This window comes from Mesorhizobium sp. (assembly GCF_017306585.1).
Classification (GTDB): Bacteria; Pseudomonadota; Alphaproteobacteria; order Rhizobiales; family Rhizobiaceae; genus Mesorhizobium.
Genome location: NZ_JAFKIC010000111.1, coordinates 25,319 through 39,150, shown reverse-complemented (window position 1 = coordinate 39,150; position 13,832 = coordinate 25,319). Strand labels below are relative to the sequence as shown.

The 13,832-nt window shown below is 63.6% G+C and carries 14 protein-coding genes and 1 riboswitch; of the genes, 6 read left to right on the top strand and 8 right to left on the bottom strand.

The genetic code is table 11. The features are described from left to right. Window positions 1–3: 3 nt before the first annotated feature. The 5 genes from J0I79_RS06350 to J0I79_RS06330 all read left to right on the top strand — a co-directional run bounded on the left by J0I79_RS06350 (window position 4) and on the right by J0I79_RS06330 (window position 4,392). A complete protein-coding gene (locus tag J0I79_RS06350; RefSeq protein WP_292855793.1) occupies window positions 4–969 on the top strand; it encodes a type II secretion system F family protein in 966 nt (321 codons plus the stop codon). Window position 970: 1 nt separating this feature from the next. Continuing rightward, complete coding sequence (locus J0I79_RS06345) at window positions 971–1,939, top strand: type II secretion system F family protein (RefSeq protein WP_292855791.1); 969 nt, start codon at window positions 971–973, stop codon at window positions 1,937–1,939. A gap of 55 nt (window positions 1,940–1,994) precedes the next feature. Then, a complete protein-coding gene (locus J0I79_RS06340) occupies window positions 1,995–2,405 on the top strand; it encodes a hypothetical protein (RefSeq protein ID WP_292855790.1) in 411 nt (136 codons plus the stop codon). 165 nt (window positions 2,406–2,570) lie between these two features. Further along, window positions 2,571–3,044: a tetratricopeptide repeat protein gene (locus J0I79_RS06335; protein ID WP_292855789.1), complete on the top strand. Its 474-nt coding sequence runs from the start codon at window positions 2,571–2,573 to the stop codon at window positions 3,042–3,044. A 172-nt stretch (window positions 3,045–3,216) separates the two neighbouring features. Next, window positions 3,217–4,392: a diguanylate cyclase gene (locus tag J0I79_RS06330; RefSeq protein WP_292855787.1), complete on the top strand. Its 1,176-nt coding sequence runs from the start codon at window positions 3,217–3,219 to the stop codon at window positions 4,390–4,392. Between the two features lies 1 nt (window position 4,393). On the opposite strand, the gene gcvP is transcribed toward J0I79_RS06330, so the two are convergent. The 3 genes from gcvP to gcvT are packed head-to-tail and all read right to left on the bottom strand — an operon-like array spanning window position 4,394 to window position 8,695. Then, window positions 4,394–7,204 (bottom strand): aminomethyl-transferring glycine dehydrogenase, encoded by a 2,811-nt coding sequence (gene gcvP, locus J0I79_RS06325; RefSeq protein ID WP_292855785.1) that lies wholly within the window; start codon window positions 7,202–7,204, stop codon window positions 4,394–4,396. Window positions 7,205–7,221: 17 nt separating this feature from the next. After that, complete coding sequence (gene gcvH / locus J0I79_RS06320) at window positions 7,222–7,590, bottom strand: glycine cleavage system protein GcvH (protein WP_292855783.1); 369 nt, start codon at window positions 7,588–7,590, stop codon at window positions 7,222–7,224. A gap of 4 nt (window positions 7,591–7,594) precedes the next feature. Next, window positions 7,595–8,695 (bottom strand): glycine cleavage system aminomethyltransferase GcvT, encoded by a 1,101-nt coding sequence (gene gcvT, locus J0I79_RS06315; protein ID WP_292855781.1) that lies wholly within the window; start codon window positions 8,693–8,695, stop codon window positions 7,595–7,597. A 149-nt stretch (window positions 8,696–8,844) separates the two neighbouring features. Next, window positions 8,845–8,931, bottom strand: a riboswitch (glycine riboswitch). A 225-nt stretch (window positions 8,932–9,156) separates the two neighbouring features. Here gcvT and J0I79_RS06310 point away from each other — a divergent pair. Continuing rightward, the gene (locus tag J0I79_RS06310) at window positions 9,157–10,158 is read left to right on the top strand and encodes a hypothetical protein (protein WP_292855779.1); all 1,002 of its coding nucleotides are present in this window, start codon (window positions 9,157–9,159) and stop codon (window positions 10,156–10,158) included. Between the two features lie 43 nt (window positions 10,159–10,201). Here J0I79_RS06310 and J0I79_RS06305 read toward each other — a convergent pair whose 3' ends face one another. The 5 genes from J0I79_RS06305 to gfa all read right to left on the bottom strand — a co-directional run bounded on the left by J0I79_RS06305 (window position 10,202) and on the right by gfa (window position 13,797). Continuing rightward, complete coding sequence (locus J0I79_RS06305; RefSeq protein WP_292855777.1) at window positions 10,202–10,993, bottom strand: molybdopterin-binding protein; 792 nt, start codon at window positions 10,991–10,993, stop codon at window positions 10,202–10,204. Between the two features lies 1 nt (window position 10,994). Further along, on the bottom strand, window positions 10,995–11,876 hold the full coding sequence (locus J0I79_RS06300; protein ID WP_292855775.1) for a cytochrome b/b6 domain-containing protein: 882 nt from the start codon (window positions 11,874–11,876) through the stop codon (window positions 10,995–10,997). Window positions 11,877–11,985: 109 nt separating this feature from the next. Then, complete coding sequence (locus J0I79_RS06295) at window positions 11,986–12,663, bottom strand: DUF1345 domain-containing protein (protein WP_292855773.1); 678 nt, start codon at window positions 12,661–12,663, stop codon at window positions 11,986–11,988. Window positions 12,664–12,694: 31 nt separating this feature from the next. Beyond that, window positions 12,695–13,162 (bottom strand): YaiI/YqxD family protein, encoded by a 468-nt coding sequence (locus J0I79_RS06290; protein ID WP_292855771.1) that lies wholly within the window; start codon window positions 13,160–13,162, stop codon window positions 12,695–12,697. A 65-nt stretch (window positions 13,163–13,227) separates the two neighbouring features. After that, window positions 13,228–13,797, bottom strand: a complete 570-nt coding sequence (gfa, locus tag J0I79_RS06285; protein ID WP_292855769.1) for an S-(hydroxymethyl)glutathione synthase — start codon at window positions 13,795–13,797, stop codon at window positions 13,228–13,230. Window positions 13,798–13,832: the final 35 nt, after the last annotated feature.

Genomic DNA, 13,832 nt, shown 5'->3' with positions numbered 1-13,832 from the left:
CACGTGTTCGACGGGTTCAGTGCGCTCTATGTCGTCTATGCCGCAGCCGCGCTGACCGGCATCATGATCGCCGAGGCCTGCTACCTGCTCTATGCCGGCCGCACTGACAAGCGCACCGCCATCAACCGGCGCATGAAGCTTCAGGAAAACAAGATCAGCCAGGAACAGGTGCTGATCCAGTTGCGCAAGGAGCGCGGCCTCGAAGCCGGTTCCTCGCTGTTCTCGCCGGACCGGTTCCGGGCGCTGCGCACGCAGTCCGGCATGATCATGCCGCTGTCTAAGTTCCTGATGATCACCACGGCTGTGGCGATGGCCATGGCGCTCGTCGCCGTTTGGTACGGCCTGCCGCTGCTGATGGCCCTTATCCTGTTTCTCGTGCTCGTACCGCTGGTTCCGGTGATGACGATGCGCTTCATGCGCAAGCGTCGGCACAAGCGTTTCGGCGCGCAGCTGCCGGAGGCGCTGGAATTGATCACGCGCGGCCTCAAGGCCGGTCACCCCGTGCCGGTGGCCATCGCCATGGTGTCGCGCGAGATGCCGGATCCGATCGGCACCGAATTCGGTGTCATCGCCGACGAGGTGACTTATGGCTCCGATCTGGTTTCGGCGTTGAATTCGCTGTTCGACAGGGTCGGCCATGAGGATCTGCCGCTGTTCGTCACCGCGGTCTCGATCCAGTCGAGTTCAGGCGGCAACCTGCGCGAGATTCTCGACGGCCTGGCGCTGACGATCCGCGAGCGCGGCAAGCTACGCCGCAAGGTGCGCGCCATTTCCACGGAAGGCCGCATGTCGGCCTACATCCTGACGGCGATACCGGCGCTGCTTTTTGCCGGCATCATGGCGCTGATGCCTGGCTTCTACCGCGACGTCTGGGGCGAACCCAAGACCTGGTACCTGATCGGCGGCTCGGTCACCTGGCTGATGCTGGGCAATCTCATGATGTTCAAGATGTCGAACTTCAGGTTCTGAGATGCAGGGCTTCATCGAATTCCTTGCCTCGCTCGCGCCCACCTCGCTGATGCCGGTGGCCATCCTGCTGCTGGCCCTGGGCAGCGCCGCGGTCGCGTGGCCCATGGTTGTGGCGAAGGGAGACCGTAACGACGTGAAGCGCCGGCTTAAGGTCGATGCCAGTCCGGCGGCGGCCAAAGCCGAGCCGGTGCAGAAGAAGAACACCGATGTCGTGCGCGAGAAGGCGGTGAAGCGGGCGCAGGAGTTCTACGCCAAGAGCGATCCCGAAAACGTCGCGCGGCTGCGCATGAAGCTCATCCAGGCCGGCTACATGGAGCCGCGCGCCGTCGGCATGTTCTTCATCATCAGGTTCTCGATGCTGATCGGCGCCGCGATGAGCGCCTTTATCGTCAATCGCTGGATGGCCAGTGCCGACGCCACCATGACCAGCCGCTGGGCGTTCGTGATCCTTTCGGGCGTGGCCGGCTACTTCCTGCCCAGCCTCGTGCTGACACAGAAGACGCGGGAAAAGATGCGCGAATACCGCAATGGCTTTCCCGACTTCATGGATCTGATGATCGTCTGCTCGGATGCGGGAATGAGCATGGAGGCCGGTATCGAGCGGGTTTCGAAGGAACTCGCCAAGACCTACCCTTCGCTCAGCCAGAACCTGCAACTGGTGTCGTTGGAATTGCGGGCCGGGCGCAGCCTGGACGACGCTCTGAAGGCGCTCGCCGATCGCCTCAGCCTCGACGAGGTACGCTCCTTCGCCACGCTCTTGCAGCAGTCGAAGGAACTCGGCACCAGCCTGTCGGGCGCGCTGCGGGTCTTCTCCGACGAAATGCGCCACAAGCGCATGTCGCTGGCGGAGGAGAAGGCGCATGCCCTGCCGGCCAAGATGTCGATACCGGTGACCGTGTGCATCCTGCCGGTGGTGCTGATGATCGCGATCATTCCGATCATCGTCAAAATGACCAGCGGACATTATTGACGGTTGCCGGCGATGCCGCCTTTCGATGCGGGTATCGTTCAAATAGACTGCGCTCATGGCATTCGCGATCAAGGCCGAAATCACCGATATCAGGGCGAAGACGTTCGCATTTGCCGCGCAGAAGACGATGTATGGCGGCAAGCATATAACCAAAGGCGACGAGATTTTCCTGTTCGCCAGCGAGAACGAAGGCGGCCAGGGCCTTGTCGCGCGCGGCGTCGTCACGTCGGTCGAAGCGGTCGCGCGCACGCCCGGCGTAGCCCGGCAGACGCCACGCGTGAGCCTTGCCATCGAGCGCACGGCGCTGGCCAGGCGGCCGCTGGGCCGCAACGAACTCAAACGTCTTACGGACTGGCATGACGGCCGGCCGGAAACCGAGCTCAACTTCAAATTCTACCGTCAGGCGACGAACAAGGTTGTCGGCATCTCGGACGCCGTGGCGGCATTTCTGGGCGACTTTTTCTAACCTGTACTTCGGCGGTAGCCCAAAGTGTTCAAGCCTGCCGCTGGTGGTTAATAGGCGGTTCTGCGGAAACCAAATCTTAGGTGCATTTCGGCACCGAAGCTTAATCGCTGTGCTGTAGTGTCTTTCCCAGAGAACGACCCGACAAATCGGGCGACGGGGCAGGGCATGCGTCAGACAAGATTCGCGGCGGCGGCCATGGTGGCGGCCGTCCTGATGGTTACCGGGTGCACGACGAACGACAATGTCGACACCACCAAGACCACGGCGATCCCGCCGAGGGCCAAGGACGTCAGCGCTTCCGACCTGGCGCAAGGCAAGGCGCAGTTTCGCGACGCCAATTACGGCTTGGCCGAACAGCATTTCCGCAAGGCGGTCGAGCTGAAGGCCGACAATGCCGAGGCCTGGATGGGGCTCGCCGCTTCCTATGATGAACTCGGCCGTTTCGATTTTGCCGACCGCGCCTATGACCAGCTGCTGAAGGTCGCCGGCCGCAAGCCGCAGGTCGTCAACAATATGGGCTACTCGCAGTTGCTGCGCGGCAACAAGAAAAAGGCCAAGGCATTGCTGCTGGAAGCCAGGGCCGGCATGGCCGACCCCACGGTCGTCAACGCCAATCTCGCGCTTCTGAACAAGGGGTGATGCCTGTCAATCCTCGCGCCGGCCATCGGCGCGGTTTCGGGCAGCTTGTATCGACGCTTTGTAAACCCTAACCGCAGCTTGGGTCGGACGATCGGCTGAAAACCGTATCTGAGGGTTGCCGCTGGCCTAGAATGCCAGGCAAACGCCGACGCTCAAGAGGCCCCCGCCCGATATGCTGGATTTCAGTTCGCTTCTGCTTGCGGCCGCGCTGTCGGGCACCTGCCTGGCCGTCACCATGTTCGCGATCTGGTTTACCGCGCCGCGGGCTCGTTTCGTGCTGACGGTGGCATGCGGCATCCTCGTGCTGGTCGCGCATGTGATCGTGTTCTGGCGGTACACGAGGGAGCCCGATCCGGCGCTCTGCCAGATCGCACTCGCCTTGCTCAATCTCGGCTTCCTGATCATATGCGTTTCGGCAATGCAGTATCTTGGCGTGCCGGACCACAGGCGTGCCGTGGTGCCGACGCTTGCCGCCATGTCCGTTTGCGCGGCCGTGACGTTCCTCGGCCTTGATGGCATCGGTTTCATCGTCACCTATGCGACGGTAACGCCGCTGCTCTCGGCGATAGGCGTGATGTTCTGGGTAAACGGCAGCCACGATCGACGGATCCTGCTGGTGGTTTCCTTCTTGAGCGGCAGCTGCGCGGTATCGTTTGCCCTTTGCGGCGTGGTTCTTCTGGCCAACGGGCAATGGACGCTCGCAGTGGCGCCCGACAATTGGGCCGAGCGGCTGAATTCCGTCGTGGCGGTGGCGTGCATGACCGGTCTTGGTGCGTTGACGCTCTCTCTTCACCATCTGCAGGCGCAGATCGAGCTGAAGGCCGAAACCATGACCGATCCATTGACCGGACTGATGAACCGTCGGGGGCTGACATCCCTCTATGGCGAGCGGACGTTCGGTCCGTTCATGGCTATCGCCATGTTCGATCTCGATCACTTCAAGAAGACGAACGACGTTTACGGCCACCCGGTCGGCGACCAGGTTCTGTGCCGGTTCGCCGCCGTCATCAGGAAATATGCCAGGACCGGCGTGGACGCCTTCCGCCTGGGTGGCGAGGAGTTCGCGATCGTCATGACACGCATGACGGAAGCGCGGGCACATGATCTCGCCAGCAAGATCGGTGTTGCCTTCGGCACCGAGATCGTTGCCACCCAGCACGGTCCGTTACGCAGCACGGTCAGCGGCGGCATCGGCTTTGGCGAGGCAGGCGGCAGCAGCCTGAATGACGTGCTGGCCGAGGCGGACGCCGCGCTCTATGCCGCCAAGCGCGCCGGCCGCAACTGCGTCGTCAACGGCAAGAGAATGGGCAAGGCCGAGCCGGTCAGGCCGGCCTTGCGCTCCGCGTGATTTATTCGGCCGCGCCCAGATAATCCGAAAGCGGCGGGCAGGAGCAGACAAGGTTACGGTCGCCGGCGACATTGTCGATGCGCGACACCGGCGGCCAGTACTTTGCGGCCGTATCCGCGTCACCGGCGGGGTAAGCCGCTTCCAGGCGCGAATAGGGATGGTTCCACTGGCCGGCCAGCGTCTCGGCCGATGTGTGGGGGGCATTGACCAGCGGATTGTCGGCCAGCGGCCATTCACCCCTTGCCACTTTCGCGGCCTCTCCGGCGATGGCGATCATCGCCTCGCAGAAGCGGTCGAGTTCACGCTTGGGCTCGGAATCGGTCGGCTCCACCATCAGCGTGCCTGCGACCGGGAACGACATGGTCGGCGCATGGAAGCCGTAGTCGATCAGGCGCTTGGCGACGTCGTCGACGCTGATGCCGGCACTCTCCTTCAGCACGCGGGTATCGAGGATGCATTCATGCGCGACGCGGTCGCTCCTGCCCTTGAAGAGGAGCGGGAAATGCGGCGCGAGCCGCGTCGCCACGTAGTTGGCCGAGACGATGGCCGTCTCGGTCGCCTGTTTCAGGCCCGAACCGCCCATCATGCGGATGTACATCCAGGTGATCGGCAGGATCGAGGCGCTGCCGAACGGAGCCGCCGACACTGCATGGGCGGAGCCTTCGGTGACATGGCCCGGCAGGTAGGGCTTCAGATGCGCCCTGACGCCGATCGGGCCGATGCCGGGGCCGCCGCCGCCATGCGGAATGCAGAAGGTCTTGTGCAGGTTCATGTGGCAGACATCGGCGCCGATGTCGCCGGGGCGGGCGAGGCCGACCAGCGCGTTGAGGTTGGCGCCGTCGAAATACACCTGGCCGCCATGCTCGTGGATGAGCGCGCAGAGATGGCGCGCGCCTTCCTCGTAGACGCCGTGGGTGGACGGATAGGTAAACATCAGCGCAGCGAGATTCTTCGAATGCTCGTTGGCCTTGGCCCGCATGTCGTCCATATCGATGTTGCCGTCTTCCAGGCAGCGCACGACGACGACGCTCATGCCGGCCATCGCCGCGCTCGCCGGATTGGTGCCGTGCGCCGAGGACGGGATCAGGCAGACGGTGCGATGGCCTTCGCCGCGCGAGCGGTGATAGGCGCGGATGGCCAGCAGTCCGGCATATTCGCCCTGGCTTCCCGCATTCGGCTGGAGACTGACGGCATCGAAGCCGGTAATCTCGGAAAGCCAGCCCTCCAGGTCGCCGATCATGGCGCGATAGCCCGCAGAATGGCTGGCCGGCGCGAACGGATGCAGATTGGCGATCTGCGGCCAGCTCACCGGCATCATTTCGGCCGCCGCGTTGAGCTTCATCGTGCACGAACCCAGCGGAATCATCGCGCGGTCGAGCGCCAGGTCCTTGTCGGCCAGCCTGCGCAGAAAACGCATCATTTCGGTTTCCGACTTGTTCTCATGGAACACCGGCTGGGTGAGAAACTCCTTGCCGCGCGGCTTGCCGGGCATCGTGCTTTCGGCGGAGGTGCCGGCCTTGGCGCCGAACAGGGCCGCGATCGCGTCCAGGTCGACATCTGTCGAGGTCTCGTCGAAGCTGACGCCGACATGGTCGGCATCGATGACGCGCAGCAACCGTCCGGTCTTTTCGGCGGCGGCGGCGATCTGCGCGGCCTTGCCCTTCGCTTCCACCGTGACCGTGTCGAAACGGCTGACTCCCAGCACGCTCACTCCGGCAGCCTTGAGACCGCCCGCCAGACGGTTGGCGAGGTCATGGATGCGACCGGCGATCGCCTGCAAACCGACCGGGCCATGCCAGATCGCGTAAGCCGTCGCCATGTTGGCCAGCAGCGCCTGCGCGGTGCAGATATTGGAGGTGGCCTTGTCGCGGCGGATGTGCTGCTCGCGCGTCTGCAGGGCCAGCCGGTAGCCGGGGCGGCCCTTGCTGTCGGTCGACTGGCCGACCAGGCGGCCGGGCATCAACCGGGTCAGCTTGTCGGAGACGGCGCAATAGGCGGCGTGCGGGCCGCCAAAGCCCATCGGCACGCCGAAACGCTGCATCGGCCCGACGGCGATATCGGCGCCGAGCTTTGCCGGGGCGTCGGTCAAGGTCAAGCCGAGCGGGTCGGCGATGAAAACCACCAACGCGCCCGCCGCGCGGGCTTTGTCGATCGCGGCCTTGTGGTCGCCATAGACGCCATGGGTATCAGGCCAGGAGACGAGCAGCGCGGCCGTGTTGTCGTCGATCGTCTCGCCATCGACCTCAATGCCGAGCGGCTCGGCGCGCGTGCGCACGACGTCCAGAGTCTGCGGGTGGGGCGCGCCGGCGAGCGCCACCTTGGTGCGCTTGTCGCGATGATGGCGCAGCGCGATGCCCACCGCCTCGGCGACCGCCGTCGCTTCGTCGAGCAGCGAAGCCGACGCCACCGGCAGTCCGGTCAACTCGGCCACCAGCGTCTGGAAATTGAACAGCATTTCCAGTCGGCCCTGGCTGATCTCCGCCTGATAAGGCGTGTAGGCGGTATACCAGGCCGGATTCTCGAACAGGTTGCGCTGGATCACCGGCGGCACGTGGACGCCGTGGTAGCCGGCGCCGATAAAGCTCTTCAACACGGTATTGCCGGCCATCTTCGCCGACAATTCGGCCAGCGCTTCCGCTTCGCTGGCCGCAGCCGGCAAAGCGAGCGGCTGGTCAAGCCGGATCGATCTCGGCACGGCCTGGCTGATCAACGTCTCGACCGAGGGCACGCCGATGACGGCGAGCATCGCCCTGACGTCGTTGAGGCCGGGGCCGATGTGGCGGGCCGAGAAGGGGTAGGGTACTGCGGTCATGTCGATATGTCCTGCTGTCAGCCGATATGGGCTTTGTAGGCGGCTTCATCCATGAGGCCGGCGAGCTGGCTTTCGTCGGCGAGCTTCATCTTCCACAGCCATCCGGCGCCCGATGCCGACGAGTTGACCAGCGACGGGTCCGAGGACAGCGTACCGTTGGCTTCGGTGATCTCGCCATCGACCGGTGCGTAGACATCCGAAGCGGCCTTGACGGACTCGACCACGACGGCCGTATCGCCCTTGGTGAGCTTTTTCCCGACATCGGGCAGTTCGACGAAGACGAGATCGCCAAGCTGTTCCTGCGCGTAGTCGGTAATGCCGACCGTGGCGATGCCGCCCTCGACGCTGAGCCACTCGTGATCCGATGTGAAATAGGTCTTTGCCATGAGATTATCCTTTGCGGTAGCGATGTTGGGTAAAGGGCAGGGGGCTGACGTCGACCGGGATTTTCGTGCCGCGCACGTCGGCGAAAACCCGGGTCCCGGGCTTGGCCAGCGATGTGGAGACGTAGCCCATGGCGACCGGATGGCCGGCCGAAGGTCCAAAGCCGCCCGAGGTGACATGGCCGGCGGGGTTGCCGTCGGCGTCGAACAGCGCAGCACCCCCGCGCACCGGCTGGCGGCCCTCGGGCTTCAATCCGACGCGCTTTTGCGGCGGGCCGCGTTCCACGGCGGCCGGCAGCGCATCGGCGCCAATGAAAGCGCCGGTAGCCCTGATATCCCTGGGGATGGCCCACATCAGGGCAGCGGCGGCCGGATCGGTCTCCGGCGTGATATCCTGGCCATGCAGGCAGAGCCCGGCCTCTAGCCGCAGGCTGTCGCGCGCGGCAAGTCCGATCCACATCACACGCTCATCTTCCAGCAGTTTCGCCACAAGCTCGCGCGCGTCGGCCGCCGGCAAGCCGATCTCGAAACCGTCCTCGCCGGTATAGCCGGACCGGCTCATGAACCAGTTCTTGCGCGGCTCGACCCCATGCATGAACAGGAGCGAGCCGGTCTCGATGCCGGCGCGTGACAGCGCCGCCCAGGCTTCCGGTCCCTGGATGGCCAGGAAGACGCGGTCGAGCGGTTCGACCCTGACGTCGAAATCCCTGGCGAGCTCCCGCAGATGTTTTTCGTCGGCCACGGCGTTGCCTGCATTGGCGACCACCATGAAACGCTCGTTGCCAAGGCGGGTGACGATCAGGTCGTCCAGGATGCCGCCGGCTTCGTTGAGGAAGAAGGTCAGCTTGGATTGCGAGATTTCGAGCGTGCCGGCGTCCAGCGGGCAGGCGCGGTCGAGCAGCGCAATCGCTTGCGGACCGCTGACCTCGAACAGTTTCATATGCGAGATGTCGAAAAGGCCCGCATGCTCGCGTGTATGCAGATGTTCCTTCATGACGCCGGCCGGATAGGTCAGCGGCATCGACCAGCCGGCAAAGGCGCCAAAGCGCGCGCCGACGGCGGTGTGGATATCCTCGAGGGGAAGGTGTTTGTCGTCGTCGCCCGTCATGTCATCTCCAGAGTCGCACGCAAACGGCCGCTGATGGCGGCCAGTCCGTGCCCCTCTGTCTGAAGCCTGAGAGACTCGCGCAGCCGGAACTCTGTCAGCGGCGCTTACACCTTCGGCGCGGGGGCAAGCCCCGACTTTCCAGAGTGTCTTTCCCGTCTACGGTTCTTTTGCCTGAGAGATTTCGGGCGATTTCCCCTTCGGCGGCAGCTCTCGCTGCTCTCTCCCGCAAACAGGTAGGACTCGAAACCTCGAGCCCTCGACGCGCCATCCATAGCCCGGGCGCGACGGCTTGTCACCTGTCAGCGACATCGAAAGCGCATCTGGCTGGAACGGATCATTCCCGGTGGCATGAATTGTTCGACAAGTCTTCGCTAACCACGCCGTTTGCCGGTTTTTCAAGACACTCCTGATATACCGAGGAGAATGGCGCCGGCCCTTCTTCCGGCGGACGGGGACGAAAGATGGGCGAACTGATCATGAGCGCGCCGGTGGCGGGGCTGACTTCGAAGAACCGAATCGCGGCGGAAGACGTGGTGATGCTGCGCCGCGAAGTGTTCGCGGACGGCGTGGTGACCCGCGGCGAGGCCGAGGCGCTGTTCGCGCTCGACCAGACGGCGCGCGACAAATGCGATGAATGGGCGCCGTTCTTCGTCGAGGCGGTGACCGACTACATCGTCCATCAGGAAAAGCCCGCGGGCTATATCTCGCAGGACAATGCCGACTGGCTGGTCCGCACGATCTCGCGTGACGGCATGGTCGACAGCCGCACCGAACTCGAATTGCTGGTCCATGTCCTGGAAGAGGCGAAATCCTCGCCGAGCCGGCTTTGCGTCTACGCGCTGGAGCAGGTGGCCCACGCCGTCATCGACGGCAAGGGGCCGCTGATGCTGGGCGGCGCGCTGGTGCCTGGCCTGATCGCCAGGGCCGAGGTCGAACTCTTGCGCCGCATCCTCCATGCCCATGGCGGCGAAGGCAACATTGCCATCACAAGGGGTGAGGCCGAGGTGCTGTTCAAGATCAATGAGCGCACCGCCCAGGCCAAGAATGATCCGGCCTGGAACGAGCTGTTCGTCAAGGCGATCGCCAACTTCGTCATGTGCTCGGCGGGCTATGAAGCGCCGACCCGCGATGTGGCGCTACGCCAGGAAAATTTCCTCGATCACGCCGATCCGGAAGTCGGCGGCTTCTTCCGCCGCATGGTCTCAGGCGGCCTTTCCGGCATCATCGAGTCCTATCGCTCGCCCGGCGATATCGAAGCCGAGTGGGAGGCCAGGAACAGAGCCTCCGAAGCGCTCGCCCGCCGCGCCGAGACGATCGATGCCGGCGAAGCCAGATGGCTGGTCGACCATATCGGCTTGAATCGGCCTCTGCACGAGAACGAGCGTGCACTGCTGACCCTGATCAAGCACGCCTCGCCGGAAATCCATCCGGCGCTAAAGCCGCTGCTCGACAAGGTGGCTTAGTAAAGGCGATCAAACCATTGGTTTAACATCTGCTTTCTCAATATCAGATGCCGCCATACCAGTCGTAGCCATTGTCCTCCCAATAGCCGCCGCGACCGCCGCCGACATCGGCGAAACCGTCGACAAGCTCGATCTTATAGAGATACTTCGGCATCTTGTAGCCGAGCTGGCGCTCGACGCGCACGCGTAGTGGCGCGCCGTTCTCGACCGGCAGCGGCTTGCCGTTCAGCCCGTAAGCGAGGATCGTCTGCGGATGGCGGGCATCGATGAGGTCGATCGTGCCGTAATACTTGATGTCGCCGGACAGGCTGCGGTCGATCGTATCCAGGCAATGGAACATCACGTATCGCGCTTGCGGCTTGACCATCGCCTGGTCGAGCACCAGCGACAGCGGCGTGCCGGTCCATTTGGCGATGCAGCTCCAGCCTTCGACGCAGTCGTGGCGGGTGATCTGGGTGCGGCTCGGCATGTTCTGCAACTGCTCGCGGGTCAACGACAGCGGCTTTTCGACAAGACCTGAAACTTCCAGCCGCCAATCGGCGAAATTGTTGGCCAGCATGGCCTTGTAGTCATCATCGTCGGGCGACGTCACGCCATTCGGCCGCATTGGCTGGCGGATGTCGGCCTCGGTAAATTCCGGCGCCAGAGAATCACGGCCGGCGAGCAGGCGTTGTGCGCGGTGTGTGAGGTCATTGGCGTTCTCGAGGAAACTGCGCAGGCCGCTGCCGATGCTGAGCTGGCTGTCGAAGGCATCGCAGCCCGAGAGGGCAATGCCGGAAAGGCCAAGGCTCGCTCCGGTAAGGAATTTCCGGCGGCTGATCTGAAACTTCGCCATCTCAGGCACTCCTCTCGGCGGCTTTGTCGTCATGCGCGGGAGGGTCGGTGCGGTACCAGCCGGTGATGATCGAGCGCAGTTCGTTGATCGGGCCGGCGGCAAGGATCATCAGGATGTGGATGATGAAGAATGCGACCAGCAGCACCATGACGGTGAAGTGGATGGTGCGCGCCGTCTGCCGGCCGCCGAGCAGATCGTTCAGGAACGGCAGCACCGAGTTCATGCTGGGCGACATGGCAAGGCCGGTGATGATCATCAGCGGCAACAGCACGAACAGCACCCCGCCATAGGCCATCTTCTGCAGGGTGTTGTATTCGCGCGTGTGGTGGAATTTCAGCCTGACGTGGTTGGCGACATCCTGCGGCAGGCGCTTCAAGTCATCCAGGCGTGGCGCCAGATCGCGGCGGATGTGGCCATTGATCAGGCTGGCGATCAGCCAGACGATCAAGGTGGTGGTCAGGATCCAGGCAAAGAAGAAATGGATCACGCGGGCCGTGCCGAGGTCGTAATAGGACGGTATCGTCGCCCAGGACGGGAAGCCGCGAGCCGTTTCGTTGCCGGGAGGGCCTGACCAGCCGAGCACGCCTGTCGTGTCGAAGCGGTGGCCGAAGATTTCGGTATAGCCGCGCGGGCCGGCACTGGTGTTTTCGGCGCCGATCTCGAAGATGGTGTTGTCGTAGCCGAAACCGGATTGCTTGCCGATATAGAGCTGCGGCCGGGCGTTGAAGATCTGCAGGCCGGAAAGCAGCATGAAGAACAACGAGATGGCCCAGATCCAGTGCGTCAGCCGCGTCCAGCGCGACTGCCGGTAGATCAGCGTCTTGTCATTCGAGGCCGGAGCGCCCGGTCCAATCTCGGATTGGCTTCTGGCAACGGATTCCATCTGTCTCGTCTCCCGGCCCGCTGTGTGACCTGCACGTTCATTGTCCCCCTGATACGTCGCGATCCAAACCGATGTTTCATGCGATCACGGATTTATTACGGGGCCCATATCATGGGCCGCCGAGACTGACGGCGAGGTTGACGGCGGCGGCGACGATGACGGTGTTGAAGAAGAACGACAGGATCGAATGGACGAGCACGACGCAGCGCATATGGGTCGTCGAGATGTTGGTGTCGGCGGTCTGCGCCGTCATGCCGATGACCGCCGAGAAGTACAGGAAGTCCCAGCCTTCAGGCCTGGTATCACCTGGGAACAGCAGGCCGCCCACGGGGATCTTCTTCTTTGTCTTCGCGTCGACCTCATCGCCGTCCATCCAGTAGACATGCGCATAGTGGAGCGCCGCCATGGCGTGGATGGTGAACCAGCCGAGCGGGATCGACATGAGCGCGAAGACGAGTTCGAGCGGATGGCCCTTGTCCTTCTGATTGATCAGCAGGAACAGGGAGATAACGGCGACGACGACAACAATGAGCGTGACGGCGAAGATGACCAGCACCGGCTGGTCCGTGGCGCGCGCGTTCTTGCTCAGATATTTGCCGGTGAATTTCGGCATCTGGGAAACGACAAGAACGACGTAGGCGGCGAAAAATGCGTTGGCGCCGATCGAATAGGCAAGCGGTGCGTGCAGGAGCAGCGCCACGAGGAGCGCGAGGATACCGACACACGCCGACATTGCGAACAGCATGTGGCGCTGCATGGGCTTGCTGATCGCCGTTTCGACGGCCATGGCGGTCTCCACCCTGGATGGCGCTCGGTCTCTAATCCGGTGTGGCGGATTTCAAGGCGCGCCGCAAGATGCGGTCGAGTTCGCCGAGAAACTGCGATCTGTCCTTCTGGGTGAAGCTGGCGTTGAAGCCACGGCTTTCGCCGGTTTCGCGCAGGTGCTGTTTGAGGTCGCGCATCGCGACCGCCATGCCGATGGTCTCGGGCGTGAACGGGCGGCCGGTCGGCCCCAGCACATGCGCGCCGAGCGCCACCGTGCGCGCGGCAAGCGGGATATCGGCTGTCACAACGATATCGTTGGCCTTGGCGTTCTCGACGATCCAGTCATCGGCCGCGTCGGCACCCTTGGAGACGACGACATTGCAGATCATCGGATCGCGAGACGGGCGCAAGCCGCCATTGGAAACATAGGTGACGACCACGCCATGCCGCTCGGCGACCTTTTCCACCTCGGCCTTGACCGGGCAGGCGTCGGCGTCGACGTAGATCAAGGGTGCTGGCATCGTCTCTCCGAAACGGGCAGGGGCCGGAACGTGTCCGGCCCCCATATCTCTAAATCCCGGAACTGTCAGGCCGGCAAGGCACCGGATTTCTTGGCCGTCCAGGTGGCAATATAGTCCATCAGGCCGGGGCTCAGGCAGTCATAAGGCTCAAGCCCGGTCTTCTTCAACTGGCCGCGAATGCCGTCCATGCGCTTGGGGTCGACGCCGGATTCGATGATCGACGACACGAAGGCGGCGAAGCCCGGGGGTGACCAGCCATCCTCCTCGAAGCGCTCGGGATGGATGAAGGTCAGCCCCTTGAAGGGATGGTCGCGCTCTACCGGCCCATGCATGTGGACGCCGCAGCCGGTGCAGGCATGGCGCTGGATCAGCGCCGCCGGGTCGACCACTTTCAGCTTGTCGCCATTCTCGGTGACGGAGACGTCGCCCGTGCCGGCTACGGCAACCACCGAAAACACCGCGCCGTCCGGTTTCCAGCATTTGGTGCAACCGCAGGCGTGGTTATGCGCGATCTGGCCCTTGACCTTCACCTTCACCGGTTTGCTGGTGCAGGCGCAGACCAGAGTGCCGCCGGCAAAGCCGGCGCTCTCCTTGGGCAGGCCATTGTCGATCGAGTGATGCAGTTTCTCCGCCATTCCATTTCCTCCCAGTTTAAGAACCACAGAGGTCG

Bases quoted from the DNA above. Each gene is read 5' to 3' on its own strand.
- J0I79_RS06345 (WP_292855791.1), top strand. From the start codon at position 971: ATGCAGGGCTTCATCGAATTCCTTGCCTCGCTCGCGCCCACCTCGCTG.
- J0I79_RS06340 (WP_292855790.1), top strand. From the start codon at position 1,995: ATGGCATTCGCGATCAAGGCCGAAATCACCGATATCAGGGCGAAGACG.
- J0I79_RS06335 (WP_292855789.1), top strand. From the start codon at position 2,571: ATGCGTCAGACAAGATTCGCGGCGGCGGCCATGGTGGCGGCCGTCCTG.
- J0I79_RS06330 (WP_292855787.1), top strand. From the start codon at position 3,217: ATGCTGGATTTCAGTTCGCTTCTGCTTGCGGCCGCGCTGTCGGGCACC.
- gcvP (WP_292855785.1), bottom strand. From the start codon at position 7,204: ATGACCGCAGTACCCTACCCCTTCTCGGCCCGCCACATCGGCCCCGGC.
- gcvH (WP_292855783.1), bottom strand. From the start codon at position 7,590: ATGGCAAAGACCTATTTCACATCGGATCACGAGTGGCTCAGCGTCGAG.
- gcvT (WP_292855781.1), bottom strand. From the start codon at position 8,695: ATGACGGGCGACGACGACAAACACCTTCCCCTCGAGGATATCCACACC.
- J0I79_RS06310 (WP_292855779.1), top strand. From the start codon at position 9,157: ATGGGCGAACTGATCATGAGCGCGCCGGTGGCGGGGCTGACTTCGAAG.
- J0I79_RS06305 (WP_292855777.1), bottom strand. From the start codon at position 10,993: ATGGCGAAGTTTCAGATCAGCCGCCGGAAATTCCTTACCGGAGCGAGC.
- J0I79_RS06300 (WP_292855775.1), bottom strand. From the start codon at position 11,876: ATGGAATCCGTTGCCAGAAGCCAATCCGAGATTGGACCGGGCGCTCCG.
- J0I79_RS06295 (WP_292855773.1), bottom strand. From the start codon at position 12,663: ATGGCCGTCGAAACGGCGATCAGCAAGCCCATGCAGCGCCACATGCTG.
- J0I79_RS06290 (WP_292855771.1), bottom strand. From the start codon at position 13,162: ATGCCAGCACCCTTGATCTACGTCGACGCCGACGCCTGCCCGGTCAAG.
- gfa (WP_292855769.1), bottom strand. From the start codon at position 13,797: ATGGCGGAGAAACTGCATCACTCGATCGACAATGGCCTGCCCAAGGAG.